The 23,617-nt window shown below is 68.8% G+C and carries 23 protein-coding genes; 12 read left to right on the top strand and 11 right to left on the bottom strand.

Annotated features, from left to right (window positions below):
* Positions 1-25: 25 nt before the first annotated feature.
* Together J2Y70_RS13220 and J2Y70_RS13215 are read right to left on the bottom strand one after the other, a co-directional pair.
* Positions 26-922: a TIM barrel protein gene (locus J2Y70_RS13220; protein ID WP_309918230.1), complete on the bottom strand. Its 897-nt coding sequence runs from the start codon at positions 920-922 to the stop codon at positions 26-28.
* Positions 923-1,440: 518 nt separating this feature from the next.
* Positions 1,441-1,965, bottom strand: a complete 525-nt coding sequence (locus tag J2Y70_RS13215; protein ID WP_309918227.1) for a single-stranded DNA-binding protein — start codon at positions 1,963-1,965, stop codon at positions 1,441-1,443.
* A gap of 192 nt (positions 1,966-2,157) precedes the next feature.
* On the opposite strand from J2Y70_RS13215, the gene J2Y70_RS13210 reads away from it, so the two are divergent.
* Entirely contained in the window at positions 2,158-3,156 is a 999-nt protein-coding gene (locus J2Y70_RS13210) for a polyprenyl synthetase family protein (protein ID WP_309918224.1), read from the top strand.
* Positions 3,157-3,360: 204 nt separating this feature from the next.
* On the opposite strand, the gene J2Y70_RS13205 is transcribed toward J2Y70_RS13210, so the two are convergent.
* The 5 genes from J2Y70_RS13205 to J2Y70_RS13185 all read right to left on the bottom strand — a co-directional run bounded on the left by J2Y70_RS13205 (position 3,361) and on the right by J2Y70_RS13185 (position 10,205).
* Positions 3,361-4,155 carry a dienelactone hydrolase family protein gene (locus tag J2Y70_RS13205; protein WP_309918221.1) on the bottom strand — a complete coding sequence of 265 codons (795 nt, stop codon included), beginning with the start codon at positions 4,153-4,155 and terminating at the stop codon, positions 3,361-3,363.
* Positions 4,156-4,387: 232 nt separating this feature from the next.
* Positions 4,388-5,821: a UDP-N-acetylmuramoyl-L-alanine--D-glutamate ligase gene (gene murD, locus J2Y70_RS13200; RefSeq protein WP_309918218.1), complete on the bottom strand. Its 1,434-nt coding sequence runs from the start codon at positions 5,819-5,821 to the stop codon at positions 4,388-4,390.
* Complete coding sequence (gene murL, locus J2Y70_RS13195) at positions 5,802-7,157, bottom strand: UDP-N-acetyl-alpha-D-muramoyl-L-alanyl-L-glutamate epimerase (protein ID WP_309918215.1); 1,356 nt, start codon at positions 7,155-7,157, stop codon at positions 5,802-5,804. Before murL ends, murD begins: the two co-directional genes overlap by 20 nt.
* On the bottom strand, positions 7,154-7,612 hold the full coding sequence (locus tag J2Y70_RS13190; RefSeq protein WP_263395198.1) for a hypothetical protein: 459 nt from the start codon (positions 7,610-7,612) through the stop codon (positions 7,154-7,156). The genes murL and J2Y70_RS13190 overlap by 4 nt, the downstream gene beginning before the upstream one ends.
* Positions 7,596-10,205, bottom strand: a complete 2,610-nt coding sequence (locus J2Y70_RS13185; protein WP_309918212.1) for a bifunctional aspartate kinase/diaminopimelate decarboxylase — start codon at positions 10,203-10,205, stop codon at positions 7,596-7,598. The genes J2Y70_RS13190 and J2Y70_RS13185 overlap by 17 nt, the downstream gene beginning before the upstream one ends.
* Positions 10,206-10,379: 174 nt before the next feature.
* Between J2Y70_RS13185 and J2Y70_RS13180 the strand changes: the two genes are divergently transcribed.
* The gene (locus J2Y70_RS13180; RefSeq protein WP_309918209.1) at positions 10,380-11,258 is read left to right on the top strand and encodes a PhzF family phenazine biosynthesis protein; all 879 of its coding nucleotides are present in this window, start codon (positions 10,380-10,382) and stop codon (positions 11,256-11,258) included.
* 123 nt (positions 11,259-11,381) lie between these two features.
* Here J2Y70_RS13180 and J2Y70_RS13175 read toward each other — a convergent pair whose 3' ends face one another.
* Both J2Y70_RS13175 and J2Y70_RS13170 read right to left on the bottom strand, forming a co-directional pair.
* On the bottom strand, positions 11,382-12,035 hold the full coding sequence (locus J2Y70_RS13175; protein ID WP_309918206.1) for a glycine zipper 2TM domain-containing protein: 654 nt from the start codon (positions 12,033-12,035) through the stop codon (positions 11,382-11,384).
* A 261-nt stretch (positions 12,036-12,296) separates the two neighbouring features.
* On the bottom strand, positions 12,297-12,728 hold the full coding sequence (locus J2Y70_RS13170; protein WP_309918203.1) for an OsmC family protein: 432 nt from the start codon (positions 12,726-12,728) through the stop codon (positions 12,297-12,299).
* 727 nt (positions 12,729-13,455) lie between these two features.
* On the opposite strand from J2Y70_RS13170, the gene J2Y70_RS13165 reads away from it, so the two are divergent.
* The 5 genes from J2Y70_RS13165 (at position 13,456) to J2Y70_RS13145 (ending at position 16,554) form a co-directional block, all read left to right on the top strand.
* Positions 13,456-13,854 (top strand): HU family DNA-binding protein, encoded by a 399-nt coding sequence (locus J2Y70_RS13165; protein ID WP_263395203.1) that lies wholly within the window; start codon positions 13,456-13,458, stop codon positions 13,852-13,854.
* Between the two features lie 152 nt (positions 13,855-14,006).
* Positions 14,007-14,708, top strand: coding sequence for a tellurite resistance TerB family protein (locus tag J2Y70_RS13160; protein WP_309918200.1), 702 nt, complete (start codon positions 14,007-14,009; stop codon positions 14,706-14,708).
* A 3-nt stretch (positions 14,709-14,711) separates the two neighbouring features.
* Positions 14,712-15,272, top strand: a complete 561-nt coding sequence (locus J2Y70_RS13155) for a M23 family metallopeptidase (protein WP_309918197.1) — start codon at positions 14,712-14,714, stop codon at positions 15,270-15,272.
* A gap of 107 nt (positions 15,273-15,379) precedes the next feature.
* Positions 15,380-15,679 carry a DUF3861 domain-containing protein gene (locus J2Y70_RS13150; protein ID WP_263395206.1) on the top strand — a complete coding sequence of 100 codons (300 nt, stop codon included), beginning with the start codon at positions 15,380-15,382 and terminating at the stop codon, positions 15,677-15,679.
* A 356-nt stretch (positions 15,680-16,035) separates the two neighbouring features.
* Positions 16,036-16,554 (top strand): DUF1439 domain-containing protein, encoded by a 519-nt coding sequence (locus J2Y70_RS13145; protein WP_309918332.1) that lies wholly within the window; start codon positions 16,036-16,038, stop codon positions 16,552-16,554.
* Between the two features lie 366 nt (positions 16,555-16,920).
* Here the strand turns inward: J2Y70_RS13145 and J2Y70_RS13140 are convergent, their stop codons facing one another.
* Positions 16,921-17,466, bottom strand: a complete 546-nt coding sequence (locus J2Y70_RS13140; protein WP_309918194.1) for a type 1 glutamine amidotransferase domain-containing protein — start codon at positions 17,464-17,466, stop codon at positions 16,921-16,923.
* Positions 17,467-17,555: 89 nt separating this feature from the next.
* Positions 17,556-18,023, bottom strand: a complete 468-nt coding sequence (locus J2Y70_RS13135; protein WP_309918191.1) for an SET domain-containing protein-lysine N-methyltransferase — start codon at positions 18,021-18,023, stop codon at positions 17,556-17,558.
* A gap of 174 nt (positions 18,024-18,197) precedes the next feature.
* Here J2Y70_RS13135 and J2Y70_RS13130 point away from each other — a divergent pair, with 174 nt between their 5' ends.
* From J2Y70_RS13130 to J2Y70_RS13110, 5 genes are all read left to right on the top strand, one after another.
* On the top strand, positions 18,198-18,656 hold the full coding sequence (locus J2Y70_RS13130) for an SUF system Fe-S cluster assembly regulator (RefSeq protein ID WP_179566171.1): 459 nt from the start codon (positions 18,198-18,200) through the stop codon (positions 18,654-18,656).
* A gap of 16 nt (positions 18,657-18,672) precedes the next feature.
* Positions 18,673-20,115: a Fe-S cluster assembly protein SufB gene (sufB, locus tag J2Y70_RS13125; RefSeq protein WP_309918187.1), complete on the top strand. Its 1,443-nt coding sequence runs from the start codon at positions 18,673-18,675 to the stop codon at positions 20,113-20,115.
* Between the two features lie 165 nt (positions 20,116-20,280).
* Complete coding sequence (gene sufC / locus J2Y70_RS13120; protein ID WP_039005454.1) at positions 20,281-21,048, top strand: Fe-S cluster assembly ATPase SufC; 768 nt, start codon at positions 20,281-20,283, stop codon at positions 21,046-21,048.
* The gene (gene sufD / locus J2Y70_RS13115; RefSeq protein ID WP_309918183.1) at positions 21,045-22,307 is read left to right on the top strand and encodes a Fe-S cluster assembly protein SufD; all 1,263 of its coding nucleotides are present in this window, start codon (positions 21,045-21,047) and stop codon (positions 22,305-22,307) included. Before sufC ends, sufD begins: the two co-directional genes overlap by 4 nt.
* On the top strand, positions 22,304-23,551 hold the full coding sequence (locus J2Y70_RS13110; RefSeq protein ID WP_309918181.1) for a cysteine desulfurase: 1,248 nt from the start codon (positions 22,304-22,306) through the stop codon (positions 23,549-23,551). The genes sufD and J2Y70_RS13110 overlap by 4 nt, the downstream gene beginning before the upstream one ends.
* Positions 23,552-23,617: the final 66 nt, after the last annotated feature.

Here is a 23,617-nt window from a genome sequence, read left to right as displayed (position 1 = left end):
CTACTTCACCTGGGTGGATATCGTTTCAGACGTCGCAGAGGCGGATCGCCTCGCGCAGCGAGCCGACGGGATCCGGCGCCGTAGGAATGAATTCCTGCGCCAGATAGCCATCGAAACCGGTATCGCGGATCGCGCGACAGATGGCGGGATAGTGGAGTTCCTGATCGTCTCCGATCTCGTGCCGGCCAGGCACGCCCGCAGTGTGGTAATGCTTGAAGAACGCGTGATGCTTGCCGATGGTGGCGATGATGTCGCCCTCCATGATCTGCATGTGGTAGATGTCGTACAGCAGGCCGAAATGATCCGAGCCGATGCGCCGGCACAGCTCCACGCCCCATGCGGAGTGGTCGCACAGGTAGTCGGGATGATCGACCCTGGAGTTCAGCAGCTCCATCACCAGCACCACGCCGCGCTTCTCGGCATGCCCGAGGATGCGCTTGAGTCCCGCTTCGGCGTGGGCCATGCCTTCCTGGGGGTCCATGCCGTTGCGATTGCCGGAAAAACAGATGAGGTTGCGATAGCCGGCGTCGGCCACCAGGTCGATGTGCCGCGTGTAGCGCTCGACCAGTTGGTCGTGGAACTGGCGGCCGGCAAAGCCCTTGTCCAGGCCCATCTCCGCACCATTGCACATCGAACTGTGCACGCCATTGGCCTTCAGCGTGGGCCAATCCGCCGGGCCAACCAGATCGATGGCGGCGAAACCGATGCCCTTCACCGTCTGGCAAAGCTGGGCGATCGACTGCTGCGGAAACGTCCAGCGGCAGACGGAATGCTTCAGCTTGCCCTTGAGCGGCGCGGTAGCGGCAAACGCGGGCAGCGTGCCCGCAGCGCCCAGGCCAAGGCTCCCGGCGACGGCAACGCGCAGCGCATCTCGCCTCGTGAACCCCCGGGCCGGCGCCGGTCCGATCGAATGGATAGACATCCGCTTCCCGGCCTCCCAACCGGTTCAAACACTGAGGATTCGCCGCAATGCAATCGATTGCACCATAAAGGAGGCGATCGTTTTTTTGCAAGACGCAGTGCACGAAAAGCCATGCTGCAAAGCACAACGCCTTGCGCGCCATCGCCGCATGACGGTAGGGGATTTCGGGTGGCGTACGGAGGTGAACTACTAGATGTGCAGCGAAAGGCGACTGGAAGCCATGAACCATGGCCTGCCATGCAGGCGAAGCATGAGAAACCGTGGCTCCACGCCGCGTTCGAGCTGGCCGATGGAGTGGGCACTACTCCGAGAAGAACTTGCCCGACACGCCATACGGGCACCTGGATTGCGGCTGCGTGCTGCATGAAAGCGCCTTTGACACGCACGATGGCAGCCTGCGCGTCTACCAAGGCGATGGCGCCTTGATGCGCTTTTTCCACGGAAATCATTGAGATAAAGAAAAGCCCCGTAAAAACGGGGCTCTTCAGATCTCTATCGACACTTGTGGCAGGTGTTGCTCAGAACGGGATGTCGTCGTCCGCGAAATCGTCCATCGGCGCGGACTGCTGCGGCGCCGGCTGCTGGCGGCGCGGGGCGTAGTCCTGACCGCCGCCGCCCTGGTTGGGGCGGTCCTGGCGCGGCGGCGCCGAGCGCTGCGGGCGATCGCCGCCCATGCCAGCACCGGCACCGGCACCACCGCCGCCTTCGCCGCGGCCGCCGAGCATCTGCATCTCGTCGGCGACGATGTCGGTGGAGTACTTCTCCACGCCGTCCTGGCCGGTGTACTTGTCGTAGCGGATCGAGCCTTCGACGTAGACCGAGCTGCCCTTGCGCAGGTACTCGCCGGCGATTTCGCCGAGCTTGCCGAAGAACACCACGCGGTGCCATTCGGTGCGCTCCTGCTGGTTGCCGTCCTTGTCCTTGCGCACGCTGGTGGTGGCCAGGCTGATGCGGGTGATCGCCATGCCGGCCTGGGTGTATTTGGTGTCGGGATCGTTGCCGAGGTTGCCGACGAGGATGACTTTGTTGATGCCGCGGGCCATGGAATTCTTCCGTTCGGGGTGGTGAACCCGCTCGGGCGCGGGCATGTCGGATAGGGTCGCCCGCTCGGAAACGGGCACAGACAGTGAATTATACCGGGCTGGCGACGGATATCAGCCTTCTCCTGGTTCAGGCGTCAGGCGAGCCCTCACCGGGGTGGCCTATAATCCCTGCACTCCCCCTAGTCCGACCGCATGAGCCTCGCCGAAGACCTCCGCCCCGCCCTGGGGCTGCCTCAGATCCAGGCGCTGGCCGCGCCCGACATGAGCGCCGCCGATGCCCTGATCCGCCGCCGTCTGGCCTCGGACGTGGTGCTGATCAACCAGATCGCCGAGCACATCGTCTCCGCCGGCGGCAAGCGCCTGCGGCCGATGCTGGTGATGCTGGCCGGGCGCGCCTGCGCCGGCGGCGGGCCGGTGCACCACCAGTTGGCGGTGATCGTCGAGTTCATCCATACCTCGACCCTGCTGCACGACGACGTGGTCGACGAGTCGGACCTGCGCCGCGGCCGCAGCACCGCCAACGCGCTGTGGGGCAACGCGCCCAGCGTGCTGGTCGGCGATTTCCTGTACTCGCGCAGCTTCCAGCTGATGGTCGAGCTGGACAGCATGGCGGTGATGCGGTTGCTCGCCGACACCACCAACCGCATCGCCGAGGGCGAAGTGCTGCAGTTGCTGCACGTGCACAACCCGGATACCGACGAGGCCGCGTACCTGCGGGTGATCGAGCGCAAGACCGCGGTGCTGTTCGCCGCCGGCACCCGGCTCGGGGCGTTGGCCTCGGGCGCCTCGGAAGAGGTGCAGCAGCGCCTGTACGACTACGGCATGCACCTGGGCTACGCGTTCCAGATCGCCGACGACGTGCTCGACTACACCGCCGATGCCGCCGACTTGGGCAAGAACCTGGGCGACGACCTGGCCGAAGGCAAGGCCACCCTGCCGCTGATCCACGCGATGGCGCATGCCGACGCTGCCACCCGCCAACGCCTGCGCCACATCGTCGAACAGGGCGATGCGGAGGCGATGCCGGAAGTGCTGGCGGCGATCCAGGCCAGCGGCGGGCTCGACTACAGCCGGCGCCGCGCCGCCGAATACGCCGCCTCCGCCGAACGTGCGCTGGACGGCCTGCCGGAAAGCGAAGCCCTGGCCGCGCTGCGCGGACTGGCCCGCTACGCGATCGAACGCAGGCACTGATCCGGCGCGCTGTGCGCGCCGGACGGGATTGGGGATTGGGGATTCGCAGAAGCGGCGATGCGGCTTCTGCAAATCCCCATGGTTCCGAAACGCGTGCTCCGCAGTCGAACTTAAGCGCTGATCCGACGCGCGCGTGTGCCCTGACAGGGTTGGGATTCGTAAAGCGCAGACCTGCCGCTTTTGCGAATCCCTAATCCCGAATCCCTAATCCCATCGCTCATCAAAGAAGTCGTGCAGCATGCGATAGGCACGCTTGGCCGCGCGCGGGTTGTACTGGCAGCCTGGCGGGCTGTTCGCGTCGGCCTCGGCAAAGCAATGCACGGCGCCGCTGAAGTTGACGAACTGCCAGTCGGCACCGGCACCGTTCATTTCCTGCTCGAAGACGGCGATGTCGTCGCGACTCACGCTCTTGTCGTCGGCGCCGTTGAGCACCAGCAGCGGCGCCTTCGCGCTGCCCGCGGCCGCCGGCGACGGCGTGGACAGGCCACCGTGCAGGCTGACCACGCCGGCCAGCGGCGCGCCGGCGCGGACCAGTTCCAGCACCGTGGTGCCGCCGAAGCAGAAGCCGACCGCGCCGATCCGCGATGCATCCAGCGGCGCCTTGCCGGCCTGCGCCTTCAGCACGTCGACCGCCTTCAAGGCGCGTGCGCGCAGCGTCGCCGGATCCTTCTTCAGCGCACCGGCGAACTGCCCGGCCTCGGTGTCGTTGGCCGGGCGCTTGCCCTTGCCGTAGACGTCGGCCAGCAGCACCACGTAGTCGTCGCCGGCCAGCTGTTTGGCCTTGTCGATCGCCGACGCGTTGACCCCGCGCCAGTTCGGCACCATCACCAGGCCGGGGCGCTTGTCGCTGTCGGCATCGTCGTAGACCAGCACGCCACTGAAGCTGTCCTTGCCAACCTTCCATTCCACCGGTTTGGCCTGCATCGCGGCCAGCGCCGGCAACGGCAGCGCCAAGGCCAGGCCCAGCAGGCCGATCCACCGCATCGAACGAGTGCGCATCGCGTCTCTCCTCTAGGAACCAGTCGGCAGTCTAGATCGTTTCTGTCGACCCTATTGCACCTGTAGGAGTGGCTCCGAGTGGCCTCGGGCCATCAGTCGCGACGGGCATTGGCGACAAAGCCCCGCACCCAATGGTCCAAGCCTAGCAAGGCCTCAATGGCACTCATCAATCCACTCTCCAAGCGCGGTAGCAGCCAGCGGGCGCATGCCACCCAACGCAAGCGCAACCAGCTCAGGCGATCCCCAGCCCCGGGATCGCGCTGATCGCCTCCGGGTCGAATCCGGCCAGTTCGGCGAAATGGCGGCCGCGCGCCACGTAGTCGCGGTAGGCGCCGAAGCTCGGCGCACCCGGCGACAGCAGCACCACCCCGCCGCCCTCGCCCAGCGCGGCGCGCGCCAACGCCACGGCCGCCGGCAGATCCGCCGCGGCATGCAGGCCGAAGCCGCCGGCCGCGGCCAGCGGCGCCAGCAGCGCGTGGATGCGCGGGCCGTTGGCGCCCATGGTGACGATCTCCAGCGGCGCGCCGTGGCGCATCGCCGCGGCGAAGTCCTGCCAGTCCAGGCCGCGGTCGTGACCGCCGACCAGCAGCGCGATGCGGCGTCCGCGGAAGCAGTCCAGCGCCGCCAGCGTGGCGTGCGGGGTGGTGCTGATCGAATCGTTGACGTAGGCGATGCCGTCGCGCTCGCCAAGGGTCTGCAGCCGGTTCGGCAACGGCCGGAAATCCGCAGCGGCCGGCGCCAGCGCCGCCGCGTCCAGGCCCAGCGCCTCGATCGCCGCCAGCACCGCGCACAGGTTGCCACGGTTGTGCCGGCCCGGCAGCGGCACCCGCGCGCTGTCGAACACCGCCACGTCGCCGCGGTGCACGACATCGCCGCGCATGTGCCAGCCGTCTTCGCGATTGAACCAGCGCACCTCGCTGTCAGGCAGCGCCAGCGCCGCCAGCTGCGGATCGGCGGCATTGAGCAGCGCGATGCGCGGCCGCGCCTGGGTCACCAGCGCCAGCTTGTCTTCGATGTAGCGCGCCTGGCTGCCATGCCAGTCCAGATGTTCCGGGAACAGGTTCAGCACCAGCGCCAGCTGCGGCCGCGCGCCGCTGTGCGCGACGTCGCCGGTCTGGTAGCTGGACAGTTCGATCGCCCAGTACTGCGGCGGCTGCGGCGGCGCCAGCACTTCCAGCAGCGGCAGGCCGATGTTGCCGACCAGGCCGGTGCGGTGGCCGCCGGCGCGCAGCAGGTGCGCCAGCAGCGCGGTACTGGTGCTCTTGCCCTTGGTGCCGGTGATGCAGACGCTGCCCGGCACCACGCCGTCAGCATCCGCGTGCTCGGCGAACCACAGCGACGTGCCGCCGAGGAAACGCGTGCCGCGCGCCGCGGCGGCCTGCGCCTCAGGCCGATACGGACTGATCCCCGGCGACTTGATCACCACGTCGAACGCCGCCAGGCGCTCGGCGCTGGCTTCGGTTTCCACCTGCAACTCGGAATCGTGCAACGCCGCGACCTCGGCGGCTTCGTCAGCCGAGCAGAACACCGTTAGCGGCAGCGCTGCTATCGAGTCCCGGGTCCCGAGTCCCGAGTCCCGCGCGCGCAACGCGCGATACGCCGCCCGCCCCTCGCGCCCCCAGCCCCACAGCGCGACCCGCAGGCCCTCAAGCTGCGAAATTCGCACGCACGCGTTCCCACAGTTCGGCCGGGACGCGGTGCTGCGTGTCCAGCGTCAGCAACGGCTCCACGCGCAGGTCGCCGGCGTCCAGCTGCGGCTGGATCTCGCGGATGAAGCGCGCCACCAGCGCATCTTCCTTCCATTCGGCGCGCGCGGCCAGCGTGGCCATCGCCGCGCGCGATTCGCGGCCCTCGCCGACGCATTCGAACGGCTTGTGGTCCTGGAACTCCAGCAACGCATCGAAGCCCGGCGCCTGCGCCGCATCGTCGAGCAGGTTGCGGCCGAAGATCCGCACCAGCCGCGTCTTCGGCATGAACGGCGCCAGCGCCAGGAACACGAAATGGCACTTCGGGCAGACTCCGCACCAGCGGTGCGCCGGGCGTTCGCCGAGGATGTGGAAATTGCGGTTGCAGCTGGAGAAATGCGCGTCGTAGTGGTCGTTCTTGGCGAACTGCCGCGCCACCGCCAGTTCCGACAGCGGGCGCAGCAACGAGTAGTAGCGCAGGTCCGCGGCCACGTAACGCTGCACGTGGGCGCCGAACGCCTGCTCGAATGCCCAGCCCTTGGACCATTGGTGGTTGACCTCGCCGGTTCCGGCGATCTGGCTACCGTAGCTGGCCGAATGCTCGTTGGAGAACACCACCTGGCCGGCGTCGTGCAGCAGCGCGGCGAACACCAGGATCGCCGAGTTCACCGCGGTCACCGGGATATGCCCATTCCACGCGCCCTGCCGGTTCAGTTCGAACAGTTCCGGCGCCAGCGCGCGGCCGATGTTCAGAGTCGGCAGCGCGGTGCGCTCGGCGCAGGCGCGGATCAGCTGCGAGCCGCCGATCCAGGCCACGGTCTGCTCCACGCCGGCCGCGCGCAGCGCCTCGATGCTGACCAGCGAATCCTTGCCGCCGCCGATCGCGACCAAGGCATGCGCGCGCAGGCCGAGCGCCGCAGCGTCCTGCTCGTTGCCCGCGTTCGCCGGAAAACGGATCCGCTCGCGCAGGTCCAGCCCGTTGCGGTAGGCGAACTCGCCCAGCCCGTGCAGGTACACGCTGTCCAGCAGCGCGGCGGTCTCGGCATCGATCGCGTAGTCGTCGATGACGATGCGCGGCGGTACCGCGGCCTTGTAGTAGCTGACCCCGGCGATCAGGTGCAGCAGGCGCAGCGCGCGCTGCACCGTCTGCGCGCGCTGAGCATCCAATACGAACGGCGCGCCGGGCACGGTGATCGTCTCCACCAGCTCCGGGCCCTGGTCGAAGGCATAGACCAGATGCGCGACGCCGCTGTCGGCGTCGAACGCGCAGCGCACGAAGCGGAAGGTGGTGATCTGCTGTTTGTCGAAAGCGGTCATGGACTACCTGCAAGAACGCGCGTGCGACGCAAGTAGCGTCGGCACAGGAAAAATTCGATCATGGAAAACGGCAACGCCGCCCATAGCCATGGCAGGCAGCCGAACAGGAGCGCCAGCGGAAACAGCTCCCAGTTCGAACTCCCGTGCGTGGCATCGGCGGACGCCGCGAACACCACCACGAGATATAACGTCAGCGCCGGCACATAACTGCATGCACCCAGCAGCACCGTGCGCAATGCCATCGCGCCCGCACGGCCGGCAGGCCACCGGCCTTGCCAGCGCCACGCCAACCATGCGCCCGCCCCTGCTGCGATCAGCGCAGGCAGCAGCCATTTGAGGCTGTCGGCCCACTGCAACGGCAGGCTCGTGCCCGCCTGATCGGCCGCGGTGGCCAACATCATCGCCGCGCCGCCGGCGACGGCACTGAGCGCGATGAACTCAGTCTGCAGGCGCATCGATCACGTCCTCCCGCGGCAGCTCGCGCTGGTTGTAGGTGCTGGCCATCGCGTAGCCGTAGGCGCCGGCGTCGGCGATCAGCATCACGTCGTCCGCCGCGGTGGCGGCCGGCAGCCGGCGGCGCCTGCCGAACACGTCGCTGGATTCGCAGATCGGGCCGACCACGTCGAACACCGCATCGGCGTCGCGGTCCAGGCGGCTGAGGTTGGCGACGTCGTGCCAGGCGTCGTACAGCGCCGGGCGCACCAGCGCGTTCATGCCCGCGTCCAGGCCGACCCGGCGGATGCCGTCCTTGTCGATCACCTGGGTGGCGCGCGTCAGCAGCACGCCGCATTCGGCGACCAGGTAGCGGCCCGGCTCGACCGCCAGGCGGAACGCGGGATGCACCGCCTTGACCTCGGCCAGGCCCTGCGCCCAGGCGTCCAGGTCGAACGGCTCGTCGTCGGCGCTGTACGCGATCGGCAGGCCGCCGCCGATGTCGATGACTTCCACGCTGCCGATGCGACGCGCGAAGCCGGCCAGCTCGTCGCACATGCGCCGCCAGTGCTGCGCGGTCTCCACGCCGCTGCCCAGGTGCGCGTGCACGCCGACGATGCGGATGTCCAGGGTGCGCGCGACCTCGACGAATTCGTCCACCCGCGTGGCCGACAGCCCGAACTTGGACGCCTTGCCGCCGGTGTTGACCTTTTCGTGGTGGCCATCGCCGTGGCCCAGGTCGATGCGCAGCCACAGGCTGCGGCCGCGGAACAGCTCCGGCCAGCGCTGCAGCAGTTCGACGTTGTCGACGGTGACGGTCACGCCCAGCGCGAACGCGGCTTCGTATTCGGCCTTCGGCGCGAAGCTGGGCGTGAACAGCACGCGCCGCGGCGACAGCTCCGGCAAGGTGTCGAACACCCGGCGCAGTTCGCCGTGCGACACGCATTCCAGGCCGAAGTCTTCGGCGACCAGCGCCTCCAGGATCGCCGGATGCGAATTGGCCTTGATCGCGTAGTAGCGCTGGTCGATCGGCGCGATCGCCTTGAGCGCGCGGGCACGCTCGCGCAAGGTCGGCAGATGGTAGACATAGCGCGGCGTACCGGCCTGCGCCAGGCGCAGCAGGTGCGCGCGCTCGGCGTGCCACCACGGCGTGGGCCGCGCGCGCACGCTGCCGGTGATCTCGCGCCAGCGCGGTCCGAACACCTCGGTCTCCTCCACCGGCATCGCACCGCTGTCGATCAGCTCGGCATGCAGGATCGGCAGCAGACCATCGGCATCGGCCTCGTCGATGACGAAGGTCAGGTTCAGGTCGTTGGACGACTGCGAGATCATGTGCACGCGCTCCTTGCCGAACGTGGCCCACACGTCCGAGAGCTTGTGCAGCAGCGAACGCATGCCGCGCCCGACCAGGGTGATCGCCGCGCACGGCACGATGATCTTGACCCGGCAGATCTCCGCCAGGTCGGCCGACAGCGCCGCCAGCACGTCGGTATTGACCAGGTTCTCGCTCGGGTCCAGCGACACGGTGACGTTGGTCTCGGCCGAGCCGATCAGGTCCACCGACAGGCCGTGCTTGGCGAAGCGCGCGAACACGTCGGCCAGGAAGCCGACCTGCTGCCACATGCCGATGCCTTCCATCGACACCAGCACGATGCCGTTGCGGCGGCTGATCGCCTTGACCCCGGGCACGGTGCGCGCGTTGCCGTCGATGCTGGTGCCGGGCAGCTCGGGGCGCTCGGTGTCCAGGATCGCCATCGGCACGCCGCCGTCGCGGCACGGCTTGATCGAGCGCGGGTGCAGCACCTTGGCGCCGGTGGTGGCGATTTCCTGCGCCTCGTAATAGTCCAGCCGGGTCAGCAGGCGCGCGTCCGGCACTTCGCGCGGGTTGGCGCTGAACATGCCCGGCACGTCGGTCCAGATCTCCACCCGGCTGGCGCCGAGCAGCGCGCCAAAGTAGGCCGCCGAGGTGTCGGAGCCGCCACGGCCGAGGATCGCGGTGCCGCCGTCCTGGTGCCGGGAGATGAAACCCTGGGTGATCAGCATCCGTGCCGGCTGGGCGACGAAGCGTTCGCGCCAGGCGGCGTCGGATTGCCACTGGCAGGACACCGACAGGCGCTTGGACCACTCGCTCTGGTTCGGCTGCGGCGGCAGTGCGTCCAGCCACTGGCGCGCATCCATCCAGCCCACATCCAGGCCGCTGGCGCGCAGGTAGGCCGCGCCCAGCGTCGAAGACAGCAACTCGCCCTGGCCCAGCACCTCGGCCTGCCAGTCCAGCGTGCGGGCCGCCGCGCGCGGATCGTCCAGCAACCCGCGCAGCGCCGCCAGGCGTTCGCCGAGCACGGCTTCCGCATCCAGCTCCAGTTCGCCCAGGAACTCGCGGTGGCGCTGCTCCAGCGCGGCCACGCGCTGCGCGCCGTCGGTGCTGCCGTCGGCGATCGCGGTCAACTCATTGGTCACCCCCGACAGCGCCGACACCACCACTAGCACCCGCGCGCCGGTCTCGTCGGCGCGTTTTTTCGCCAGCGTTCCGATCGTGTCCCAGCGATGACGACGCGACACCGAGGTGCCGCCGAACTTGAGGACGATCCAACGATCGACGTGGGGGGAAGATGACATTTCGTGTGTGGGGTCTGGTGGAGGGAAAGAGGCCCGGAACGCCGGGCGGAACCTGCGATTCTATGTCATGCGCAACCCTCCTGCGCCTGCCGGGAACGCCCGTTGCGCGCCGATGCCCGGCATGCGCGCGCGCCCGATTGCTAAGCTGCGCTCCCCCGCACCCGAGCCCCCGCCATGACCGCGCGCCGTTTCCTGCAACTGGATGTGTTCTCCCCGCGCCCCGGCGCCGGCAACCCGCTGGCGGTGGTGCTGGACGCGCAGGGCCTGGACGACGCCGCGATGCAGGCGATCGCGCGCTGGACGCGGCTGCCGGAGACCACCTTCGTGTTCCCGGCCACGCAGCCGGGCGCCAGCTACGGCATCCGCATGTTCAGTCCGCACAAGGAGGTGCCGTTCGCCGGCCACCCCAGCGTCGGCACCGCGCACGCGGTGCTGGAGGCCGGCATCGCCGCGCCCCGCGACGGCCTGCTGGTGCAGGAAGGCATCGCCGGGCTGCTGCCGCTGCGCGTGGACGTGGCCGACGGCGTGCGCAGCATCGCGATCCGCACCCCGCGCGCACAGGTCGCGGAGATCGCCGCCGCCGCCGATCCGCGCCTGGCCGCCGCGCTGGCCGGCTGGACGCTGGGCGCACAACCGCCGGTGCGCATGGATGGCGGCCGCTGCTGGTGGCTGGTCGAGATCGCCGACGAAACCGCAATGCGCGGCCTGGCGCCGGACTGGGAGGCGATCGCCGCGCTGGCCGAAAGCACCGCCAGCATGGGCGTGTTCGCCTACGCCCGGGCCGACGGCCCCGCCTACGACCTGGCGGTACGCGCGTTCGTCGGCAACGGCCGCCGCTTCGAGGACGCCGCGTCGGGCGCCGCGAACGCGGTGCTCGCGGCATGGCTGGACCATCGTGCCGTGCTGCCCGGCCACGGCGGCCGCTACGTGGTCAGCCAGGGCCGCGAGGTCGGCCACGACGCCTTGCTGACGCTGCGCGTGGACGACGCGGGCGAGGTCTGGTCGGGCGGCCAGGTGCAGACCGTCATCGACGGCCATATCGACTGGCACTGAGCCGATAGGAAAGGCCGCCAGTTTGCAGCGGCAGGCATGGCGGCCTTTGGAGCGTCGGCCGCGACCTCGCGATGGTCGCGGCAGACTGGAGAGGGACGCCTCCGGCGAGGCGTCGTTAGCCGATCAGTCGGGCAACACGTCGACGCGGACCCGGATGCGGTCGCCCGGACGCTGCGTGCTGCGGGTGTGGTAGTAGCGGCCGCCGTATTCGTAGGTCACGTCGTAGCCGTCCACCCGGTCGTAGTTTTCGCTGCGGTACGCGACCGGTTCGCAGACGCTGACCGAGCCGGTCTGCACGGTGGTGCGGGCGTTGCTGTCGTAGATCGAACGGCCGGCCAGGCCGCCGACCATGGTGCCGACCGCGGTCCCGACGAAACGGCCGTTGCCGCCGCCGACGCGGCTGCCCAGCAACGCACCGGCGATGCCGCCGACCACCGTGGCCGCGCTGCGTCCGCCATCGGTGCCGCGGTAACCGTCGCCGCCGTAACCATCGTTGTAATAGCCGTCGCCGCGGTAGCCGTTCTCGACATAGCTGCCGGAGGCCGGACGCTCGTAGCAGCGCTCGGTGGTCTCGCGCGGACCACGCACCGGCACGATGATCGGATCGGCGCGCACCACGCGAGCGTAATCATAGGTGCCGCTGCCCGAATAGCCGCCACCGCTCGAATAGCCGCGGTCGCGATAGTCGTCGTAGCGGCCGTAATCCTGCGCGGCGGCGGAGCCGACCACGCCCACGGCGAGCGCGGCGGTCAGAAGACGGGTCGAGAGCTTGTTCATGTCGAAGATTCCAGGCGCGTGGATCGCGCAACCGCATGCTCGGTCCGCGCCGGTGAAACACGACTGAATTGGGACCGGCGCACGGCGACTGTTTAGCGCGGCGACAGCTGACGCCGGGCACGCGACATGCGATGCCCTTGCGCATGTCGCGACTGGAACCGTTCCCATGGCAGCGACGGGAACGCCGCCGCGCCTGGCGGTAACGCAGGCGCGGCGCGATGCCGCTTCGAAAAACGCCCGGCGAGCGCCGGGCCGGAATGCTCAGCCCAGTTCCGCTTCCAGGCTGATCGGTACGGCGCTCAGCGCCTTGGACACCGGGCAGTTCTGCTTGGCGTCGTCGGCGATGGCGCGGAACTGCGCCGCCTCGATGTTCGGCACTACCGCCTTGACCTTGAGCCGGATCTGCGACAACTGCGGGCCGCCGTCCATCGACAGGTCGACCTCCGCGCGCGTGTCCAGCGAGGTCGGCGGGAAACCGGCGTCGCTCAGCTTGGCCGACAGCGCCATGGTGAAGCAGCCGGCATGCGCGGCGGCGATCAGTTCTTCCGGGTTGGTGCCCTTCTCGTCGCCGAAGCGGCTGCTGAAGGCATAACGGGTATTTTCCAGCAGCCCGCTCTGCGGCGTGCTCAGCTGGCCCTTGCCGGACTTGAGGTCGCCTTCCCAATGCGCGGTGGCGTGACGCGAAATGCCCATGCGGTGCTCCTGTCGGTGGATGAGGCGGGCACCATAAGGCAGAACGCGTTACGGCCTTGTGCGGCGCAGCGCGCCGAACCCCGGGCACGCATCGGGCAATTCCTGCACAAATGCCCTCCGCTCCGCTGCCGGTTCGCACCAGCGGGCAGTGGATCGGCATGGCGAACGCGCGCTGCCGCCATCCGTTCGACAGCCGATAGCGCGGCGGCAACCCGCCCGCATCCGCGATCCTCACCACCGATGCTCCGCACCCGCTCCGCAGGCGCCGCGGTCGTCGGCGTCCTGAAGCACGCACGACCTGCTGCGCGCCTATCCCCCCTCCCGCTCGCGGCGCGTGCGCTCCGCGACGATGCCGGCCGCTGGCGCCACGATCGCGATCCGCACGCAATTGCGCCATCGCACCGGACAGCTAACGACAAGGTTTGCCGAGCATCGGGAAGGACGCCACGCGTCTCCGAGGTCGGGCATCGCCAAGCGTCTGCGGCAGCGTTGCGGCAGCCCGTTGATCGCGGCGCGACCGGGGGGGATCGAGGAGGACCTCGCGGCGGTGCGTCGCCGCTTTTCCGGGCGAAAGCCGCCCGGCGAGGCAAAAAAAACCCGGCATGTGGCTTTTTTCCGTGTTTTTTGCCGTTTGCCTATTGGCGCGGCGTAGCACATGCCCTACATTTCGCCATGCCGACGGGGTCGGCGCGACCCAACCACCAATCGTTTACGGAACCAGGACATCATGGCAAAGACCGCGAAAAAGGCTGCCCCGAAAAAGGCAGCGAAGAAAGTAGCCACCAAGACCGCCGCCAAGCCGGCCGCTCCCAAGCCGATCAAGGAAGCCCTGAGCAAGTCGGCCCTGGTCGCCCACATCGTCGAAGCCAGCGGCGTCGTCGCCAAGGACGTGCGCGCGGTGATGGCCTCGCTCGAGCAGGCTGTGGCCGGTTCGGTCAGCAAGAAGGGCGCCGGTTCGTTCACCCTGCCGGGCCTGCTCAAGATCACCGCCGTCAGCGTGCCGGCCAAGCCGAAGCGCAAGGGCATCAACCCGTTCACCAAGGAAGAGCAGTGGTTCGCCGCCAAGCCGGCCACCACCAAGCTGAAGGTGCGCCCGCTGAAGAAGCTCAAGGACGCCGCGCTCTGAGCAGCGACGCCTGATCCAGGCAAGCACACCCGACGAGACGGCCCACGCCGTCTCGTTTTTTTTGCGCGCTCGCCGCCACCAGCGGCGGGATTGACAGGCCGCTAAGGCGGCGCCCGCTATACCTGCGCCTCCCATCGACAGGAAATGCGTGCATGAAGCTACAGGGCTTTCTCGACCAACTGCTGCAATCGGCGCAGGGCGCCGCCGGCCAGGCCATGGCCAAGACCGGTGCGTCCGCCGCCACAGGCTCCCCCGGCAAGGGCGGCGGCCTCGGCGGCATGCTCAATGCCGACTTCGGCAAGGGCGCCCTGAGCGGCGGCGCGCTCGGCCTGCTGCTGGGCAAGAACCGCACCACGCGCAAGCTGGCCACCTACGGCGGCCTGGCCGCGCTCGGGGTGATGGCCTACCGCGCATACGGCGACTACAAGCGCCAGCAGCTCGGCGCCGTCGCGCCGGAAGAACCGCAGACGCTGGACCGGCTGCCGCCGCTGGAAGTGGAACAGCACAGCCAGGCCATCCTGCGCGCGCTGGTCGCCGCGGCCAAAGCCGATGGCCATATCGACACGCGCGAGCGCGAATTGATCGAAGGCGAGTTCACCCGCCTCAACGGCGACGAGGAGGTGCAGCGCTGGCTGCATGCGGAACTGGAGAAGCCGTTGGATCCGGCCGAGGTGGCGCAGGCAGCGACGACGCCGGAAATCGCCTCGGAGATGTACCTGGCCAGCCTGCTCGCCGCCGACGAACAAAGCTTCATGGAGCGCAGCTACCTGGACGAACTGGCACGCCAGCTCGGCATCGACGACGGACTGAAGCAGCACCTGCAACGACAGGCCGCGGCCCAGGGCGACCAGTAAGCGATGACGGCGGCGCCCTCGCCCGCGCGGCGGCTGCGCCGCTGGTTGCTGCGCATCGCGATGCTGGCCTGCGTCGCGCTCGCGCTGGCCTGGGCCTGGCGGCAGCCGTGGGCGCTGCGCGCGCGGGTCGGCTGGGAATTGGCGCGACAGCCGCCACCGAGCGCCCTGCACATGCCGGTGCAAGGCGTGGACCCGCGCCGCGTCGCGGCCACATTCGGCGCACCGCGCGGCCGCGATCGCCAGCACGCCGGCGTGGACATCTTCGCCAAGCGCGGTACGCCGGTGCTGTCCGCCACCCGCGGCATCGTGGTCGCAGTCATGGACCGCGGCCTCGGCGGCCGCCAGGTCTGGGTGATGGGGCCGGCCCGGCAACGCCATTACTACGCGCACCTGCAGGACTGGGCGCCCGGCCTGCAGGCCGGCGACCTGGTCGAGGCCGGCGACCCGCTCGGCAGCGTCGGCGACAGCGGCAATGCACGCGGCACGCCGCCGCACCTGCACTACGGCGTCTACGCCGAGGGCGGCGCCTACGATCCACTGCCGCTGCTGCGCGCAGCGCACTGAACCGGTCACGGAACAAGCCGCTGGAACAGAGCGTCGCGGCCATCCCTCTCGTGGCGACGGCGGACCGCGCCTATCTTGGGTTCACCACCCGCCCCCTGCGCACGCCCATGACCGCCCCCCAACGCTACCGCATCACCGTCACGCCGATCGAGGCCGACGGGCTGCAATGCCACGGCCGCTGCACCATCGAATTCGAGGCCCGCTGCCGGCAGGACTGGATGCGCCTGCTCGAGGCGGCGCAGCGCCATCCCGGGCTGCACGGCGACGAACGCGCCGCGCTGACCGTCGGCACGCAACTGCTGCGCGGGCTGAGCGAGCGCAGCGACAGCGAGGCCCAAGCGCTGCTGGCACCGCTGCGTCCGTCGCTGGACGCGATCCTGGCGCGGCTGGCGCCAACCGTCGCATGACGGACCCTGCCCGCGCGTGCCAACTCTTGCCTGACCAGGTTCGCCAGGCTGGCAGCAGTGCGCGGACGCCCCGGCTCGACGCTTGCCGTACGTTGCGCCTGTCGCGTCTCGGGACAGCTGCAGGCAACGCCGAGATCTTCCGTTAGCATTCCCAGCGCGTGGCGGGCCGATGCAGCGCCACGGCACGCACGATCCGCCTCCATCGCCCCTCTTTCGCTAATCGCGCATTCACCCGCTGCGGTTATGTTGACCCTCTGACTCTGCCAAGGCGCCCCACCATGAAGCTTCGCCTGCCGACCCTGCGCGCCGTCGCGCTGCTGACTCTCGCCGCCGCGGCGCAACTGCAGGCCGAACCCATGATCCAGGGCAAGCAGGTCAGCGTCGGCGCCGCCGATGTGCAGCAGTACCTGGACGGCAGTTTCCCGCAGACGCACAAGGCGCTTGGCGGCCTGATCAAGATGACCATCCGCGATCCCAAGCTGTCGCTGCCGCCGGGCGACCGGCTGAAGATGCAGTTCGACCTGAGCATGGCCACCGGCGGCGGCGCGCCGACCCCGTTGGGCACGGTGCTGTTGACCAGCGCGCTGCGCTACGAGCAGCAGTCCCAGGGCTTCCACCTGCAATCGCCGACCATCGATGACTTCCGGCCGGCCGCCAACGGCGGCAAGCTCGACGCCAACACCCGCGAACTGCTCAACGTGTGGCTGGACGACTACGCGCGCAAGGAACCGATCTACAAGCTGGATCCGGCGCTGGCCGGGGTGATGGGCAACGTGCAGATCGAATCGGCGGCGGTGGAGAACGGCAAGCTGGTGGTGCACTTCAACCAGGACATCGGCAAGCTGGTGCCGGCCGGGGCGTTGTCGGGGCAGTGATGCTGTGCTGCTGCAGGTGATGCGATGACGCGGCGCCCCCCGGATCAGCGCGAAGAAAACCTGCGCACTGGTTTCGCTGCGAGTCTCGCAAGGCGTCTTGGCCGCAACGATCGACAGGGAGTTCTGCCGGAACCGAATCGGTAGCGGACAGCCTCGGGCTGCGGATGCTGTCGCGGCTGAAGCCGCTCCTGCAGTGCACCCGGTGAGCTGGCCGCACTCCCTGTAGGAGCGGCTTCAGCCGCGACACTTCTCTCGACTCGATCGCTCCGGCTGTTTCATTCGCCGGTCGGGGCTGAAGCCCCTCCTACAGAAAAGCGGCGGCCCGAAGGCCGCCGTTTATCGTTGCGCACGCCAGGGGTGCCGACCTCAGCCCAGCGCCTTGGCCACCGCCGCGGCGAATGCAGGAATGTCGTCGGGTTTGCGGCTGGTGATCAGATTGCCGTCCACCACCACTTCCGCGTCCTGCCAGCGTCCGCCGGCATTGCTCAGGTCGGTCTTCACCGATGGCCACGAGGTCACCTGCTTGTCGCGTACCAGGTCGCTTTCGGCCAGCAGCCAGGGGCCGTGGCAGATCGCCGCGACCGGCTTGCCGGCACTGGCGAACGCCTGGATGAAGCGGATCGCGGACGCCTCGGTGCGCAGGTTGTCCGGATTGATCACGCCGCCGGGCAGCACCAGCGCGTCGTAGCCGCCGGCATCGGCCTGCTCCAGGCGCTTGTCGACCGGCACGCTGTCGCCCCAGTCCTTCTTGTTCCAGCCGCGGATGCTGGACGCATCACCGGGCGCGATCACATCGACCTGCGCGCCCCACGACTCCAGCAACCGCTTGGGCTCCTGCAACTCGGACTGCTCGAAGCCGTCGGTGGCCAGGACCGCGACGCGCTTGCCGGACAGGGAAGATGCTGTGCTCATGGGAAACTCCTCTACAGGGGGAGCGTCACCCTAGGAGCGCCGCGGTTGCAGCGTCGTGAGCCGCGCGTCTAGGCCACGTGCAGGCGCGCTCAGCGCTTGGGCTGCAGCATGGTGCCGGTGCAGTTCTTCGAGCCGCAGCGGCATTCCCAGATCTTCTTCAGCCGCGGCGTGTGCCGCTCGCCCAGGGTGATGCCGTAGTTGTAGGTCAGCTCCTCGCCCGGCTTGATCGCGCGCAGCGCCTCGATCACCACCTTGTCCAGGCGGCGGTCGTCGCCTTCGGCCTCGATGATCACCGCCTCGCAGTTCGGCGCGCAGCTGTGATTGATCCAGCGCGCGTCGTTGCCCTCGTAGTTGGCGTCGATCACGTAGTCGTCGCTGAGCGTGAACAGGAAGGTGTGGCCGGTCTCGACATCGCCGGCCTCGTCGCGGTCCACTTCGGCATGGGTGCGGCGGCGGCCCTTGTACTCGATGACCCGCTCGCCTTTCTTGAGCGGCAGTACGGCGAACACGCCATTGCCATGGATACGGGACTTGCGGGCGGCGATCTTGCGGGGCATGCGGCGGTCCGGAACGGGAAAGCGGTGATTCTGGCGCACATCGGCGGCGATCCCAAGCCCCGCCGATCGCCGCCGGCGATGGCGCCGATAGAAAGCATCATGAACAAGCGGCTTGGACGCCGCCGCCGCAAAAGAGTACAATTTCGGTCCGCATTGAAATCCGGCTGTTTCCGCATGCTCCGCGTCACCAAGTTGACCGATTACGCCACCGTCGTGCTGACCGTGCTTGCTGCGCGTCCGGGCGAGGTGCTGAGCGCGACCGAGCTGGCCGAGCAGTCCGGGCTGGAGCCGCCCACCGTCAGCAAGCTGCTCAAGCCGCTGGCCCAGGCCGGGCTGGTCGAAGGCCTGCGCGGCGTGCACGGCGGCTATCGGCTGGCGCGGCCGGCCGACGCCATCACCCTGATCCAGATCGTCGAGGCGATGGAAGGCCCGCTGGCGATCACCGAATGCAGCCACCAGGAAAGCCAGTGCAGCATCGCCCAGAAATGCGGCGTGCGCTCCAACTGGCGGCTGATCAACGACGTGGTCGCCGACGCGCTGCGCGGCGTGACCCTGGCGCAGATGCTGCACCCGCTTCCCTCTTCCGGCGAAACCAGACGGCGCCCGATCGCCGTGCGTTTCGCGACCACCTGACCTGTAGGCAGCCCCCATGGCCACCGAAAACGCTGAAATCCTGGAACGGCTGGGACGTCGCTACGACGCCGGCTTCATCACCGACATCGAATCCGATTCGTTCCTGCCCGGCTTGAACGAGGACGTCGTGCGCGCCCTGTCCGTCAAGAAAGACGAGCCGGAGTGGATGACCGAGTGGCGCCTGGCCGCTTACCGGCACTGGTTGAAGATGCCGATGCCGCACTGGGCCAAGCTCAACATCGCGCCGATCGATTTCCAGGCGCTGAGCTACTACTCCGCGCCGAAGGGTCCCAAGTACGCCTCGCTGGACGACGTGCCGAAGGAACTGCTGGACACCTACGACAAGCTCGGCGTGCCGTTGCACGAGCGCGCCAAGCTGGCCGGCGTGGCGGTGGACGCGGTGTTCGACTCGGTCTCGGTCGGCACCACCTTCCGCAAGGAACTGGCCGAGAAAGGCGTGATCTTCTGCTCGATGTCCGAGGCGATCAAGGAACACCCGGAGATCGTCAAGCAGTATCTGGGCAGCGTTGTGCCGGTCGGCGACAACTACTTCGCCGCGCTCAATTCGGCGGTGTTCTCCGACGGCAGCTTCGTGTTCATTCCCAAGGGCGTGCGCTGCCCGATGGAACTGAGCACCTACTTCCGCATCAATGCCGGCCACACCGGCCAGTTCGAGCGCACCCTGATCGTGTGCGAGGACAAGGCCTACGTGTCCTACCTGGAAGGCTGCACCGCGCCGATGCGCGACGAGAACCAGCTGCATGCGGCGGTGGTCGAGCTGGTGGTGCTGGAAGACGCGGAGATCAAGTATTCGACCGTGCAGAACTGGTACCCGGGCGACGAGAACGGCGTCGGCGGCATCTACAACTTCGTGACCAAGCGCGGCGAATGCCGCGGCGCGCGCAGCAAGATCACCTGGACCCAGGTCGAGACCGGTTCGGCGATCACCTGGAAGTACCCCTCGTGCGTGCTGCTCGGCGACGACTCGGTTGGCGAGTTCCACTCGGTGGCGCTGACCCATCACCGCCAGCAGGCCGACACCGGCACCAAGATGATCCATATCGGCAAGCGCACCAAGAGCAAGATCGTCAGCAAGGGCATCAGCGCCGGCCGCGGCCAGAACACCTATCGCGGGCTGGTCAAGATGGAGCGCAGCGCCGAGGGCGCGCGCAACTACACCCAGTGCGATTCGCTGCTGATCGGCAAGCAGTGCGGCGCGCACACCTTCCCGTACATCGAGGTCAAGCATCCCACCGCCACGGTCGAGCACGAGGCCACCACCTCCAAGATCAGCGACGACCAGCTGTTCTACTGCCGCGCCCGCGGCATCGACCAGGAAAACGCGGTGTCGATGATCGTCGACGGCTTCTGCAAGCAGGTGTTCCGCGAACTGCCGATGGAGTTCGCGGTGGAAGCCAAGAAGCTGCTGGAAGTGTCGCTGGAAGGCAGCGTCGGCTGACGCCTTACCCTTCTCCCATCGGGAGAAGGTGGCGCGAAGCGCCGGATGAGGGTACGGGCGAAGCCTCGCGCGCCTGAATTCCATGAGGCTTCGCCCCGACCCTCACCCCAACCCCTCTCCCGGTGGGAGAGGGGCTAGACAAGAATTCTGACGGACCAATCTCCAATGCTCACTATCGAAAACCTCCACGCTTCCGTCGCCGGCAAGGACATCCTCAAAGGGCTGTCGCTGCAGGTGCAACCCGGCCAGGTGCACGCCATCATGGGCCCGAACGGCGCTGGCAAGTCCACGCTGGGCAATATCCTCGCCGGCCGCGACGGCTACGAGGTGACCCAAGGCAGCGTGCGCTTCGAAGACCGCGACCTGCTCGAGCTGGAACCGGAGGAACGCGCCGCGGCCGGCCTGTTCCTGGCCTTCCAGTACCCGGTGGAGATTCCCGGCGTCAACAACACCTATTTCCTGCGCGCCGCGCTCAACGCGCAGCGCAAGGCGCGCGGCGAGGCCGAACTGGATTCGATGCAGTTCCTGAAGCTGGTGCGGCAGAAGCTCGCCGTGCTGCACCTGAAGGACGAACTGCTGCACCGCGGCGTCAACGAAGGCTTCTCCGGCGGCGAGAAGAAGCGCAACGAGATCTTCCAGCTGGCGGTGCTTGAGCCGAAGCTGGCGATCCTCGACGAAACCGACAGCGGCCTGGACATCGACGCGCTGAAGACCGTCGCCGAGGGCGTCAACGCGCTGCGTTCGCCCGAGCGCGCGTTCCTGGTCATCACCCATTACCAGCGCCTGCTCGACTACATCAAGCCGGACGTGGTGCACGTGCTGGCCGACGGCCGCATCGTGCAGAGCGGCGGCCCGGAACTGGCGCTGGAACTGGAAGCGCACGGCTACGCATGGTTGAAGGACCGTGTGGCGCCGGAGGCGACGGTCCGATGAGCGCCCTGCTCGACTCCCTGGCGGCCGCCTTCCACGGCGACGGCGCACGCCGTGCGCCGTTGGAACAGGCGCTGCGCGAAGGCCTGCCCGGCCCGCGCAGCGAGGCGTGGAAGTACACCTCGCTGCGCGCGCTGGAGCGGCGCAGCTTCAGCCCGGCACCGAGCGCGGCCCCGATGGTGGACGCGTCCATCGTCGCCGGCATTCCCGCGCCGCGGCTGGCATTCGTCAACGGCCGCGCCAGCGATGCGCTGTCCGATCTGGGCGGGCTGCCGGACGGCGTCGAGCTGCAGCGCCTGTCCTCGATCCTGCGCAGCGGCGACGATGCGATGCGCTTCCTCGGCCGCCGCTTCGAGCGCAGCGACGAGGTGTTCGCGCAGCTCAACGCCGCACTGGCCGACGAAGGCAGCGTGCTGCGCGTGGACGCCGGCGTGCGGGTCGCGGTGCCGCTGCACCTGGTGTTCGTGTCCACCGCCGGCGCCGGCGACCATGCCTGGCACCATCGCCACCTGATCGAATTGCGCCAGGATGCGGCGCTGTCGCTGGTCGAGCATCACCTGCACCTGGGCGAGGCCGCGCACCTGAGCAACACCCTGGCGCACGTGCACCTGGCCGCCGGCGCGCAGCTGACCCACGCGCGGGTGCAGGCGGACGCATCCGGCGTGACCGCGCTGCTGCGCACCGATGCGGTGCTGGCGCGCGACGCGCAGTACCGGCGCATCGATCTGGAACTGGGCGGCGCGCTGTCGCGGCACGAGCTCAACGTGCGCCTGGAAGGCGACAACGCGCGGCTGGTCGCCAACGGCGTGCTGCTGGGCAACGGCCGCCGCCAGATCGACACCCGCCTGGGTATCGAGCACATCGCCCGCGACACCGCCTGCGAACTGCTGTGGCGCGGCGTGGCCGCGGCGCGCAGTCGCGTCGTGTTCCATGGCGGCATCCACATCCGCCAGGGCGCCGACGGCAGCGATGCCAACCTGTCCAACAAGAATCTGCTGCTGTCCGCCGACGCCGAGATCGACACCCAGCCGGTGCTGGTGATCGACGCCGACGAGGTCAAGGCCGCGCACGGTGCCACCGTCGGCCAGCTCGACGCAAACGCGCTGTTCTACCTGCGCTCGCGCGGGCTGCCGCGCGAGCGTGCGCAACAGCTGCTGACCGCCGCGTTCTGCCACGAACCGCTACGCGTGCTGGATGCGCCGCTGGCCGAGTTCCTGGTCGCGCGCCTGGACCAGGCGCTGGTCGCCGCAGGCGTGGCATGAGCAGCGCGGCCACGCTCGACGCGGCGCCGGCGCCGGACTGGGACAAGATCCGCAGCGACTTCCCGCTGCTGATGCGGCAGGTGCACGGCAAGCCGCTGATCTATTTCGACAACGCCAACACCGGGCAGAAGCCGCTGCAGGTGATCGCCGCGCTGGACGAGTTCTACCGCCGCTACAACGCCAACGTCAGCCGCGCGGTGCACGCGCTCGGCACCGAGGCCACCGACGCCTACGAAGGCGCGCGCAGCAAGCTGGCGCGCTTCCTCAACGTGCGCGCCGACGAGCTGGTGCTGTGCAGCGGCACCACCTTCGCGATCAATCTGGTGGCCTATTCGTGGGCGCTGCCGCGGCTGAAGGCCGGCGACAGCATCCTGGTGTCGCGGATGGAGCATCACGCCAACATCGTGCCGTGGCAGCTGGTCGCGCAGCGCACCGGCGCCACCGTCAAGGTCGCCGAGATCACCGCCGACGGCGCGCTGGACCTGGACGCGCTGCGCAAGGCGATGACCCCGGACGTGAAGCTGCTGGCGCTGACCCACGTCTCCAACGTGCTGGGCACGGTCAACCCGGTGCGCGAGATCTGCCGCGAGGCGCGCAAGCGCGGCATCGTCAGCGTCATCGACGGCTCGCAGGCCGCACCGCACCGCGCCCTGGACGTGGCCGCGATCGGTTGCGATTTCTACGCCATCACCGGGCACAAGATGTGCGGACCCACCGGCACCGGCGCGCTGTGGGCACGGCGCGAGCATCTGCAGGCGATGCCGCCGTTCATCGGCGGCGGCGAGATGATCAAGGAAGTCAGCTTCGACGGCACCGTGTTCAACGATCCGCCGCACAAGTTCGAGGCCGGCACGCCGAACATCGCCGGCTTCGTCGGCCTGGGCGCAGCGGTGGACTACCTGACCGCGCTGGGCCTGCAGCACGTGGAAGCGCGCGAGGCCGAACTGCTGGCGCATTTCACCGAGGAACTGCACAAGATCGACGGGTTGCGCATCTTCGGCACCGCCCCCGGCAAGGCCGCAGTGGTGTCGTTCCTGGTCGAGGGCGCGCACGCCCACGACCTGGCCACGCTGCTGGACCTGGAAGGCGTGGCGATACGCTCGGGCCAGCACTGCGCGCATCCGCTGCTGCAGTTCTACGGCGTCGCCGCCACCTGCCGCGCGTCGCTGGCGTTCTACAACACGCATGCGGAGATCGAGCGCTTCGTGGAGGCATTGCTGAAGGTGCGGAAGTTGTTGGGCTGATGAGCGGGGATTGGGCATTCGGGATTAGGGATTCGTAAAAGCGCCGCCTTGGCGAATCCCCAATCC

It is taken from the genome of Xanthomonas sp. 1678, assembly GCF_031455575.1.
Classification (GTDB): domain Bacteria; phylum Pseudomonadota; class Gammaproteobacteria; order Xanthomonadales; family Xanthomonadaceae; genus Xanthomonas_A.
The sequence above is the reverse complement of the archived record's forward strand: the minus strand, read 5'-3'. Positions and strand labels throughout refer to the sequence as shown.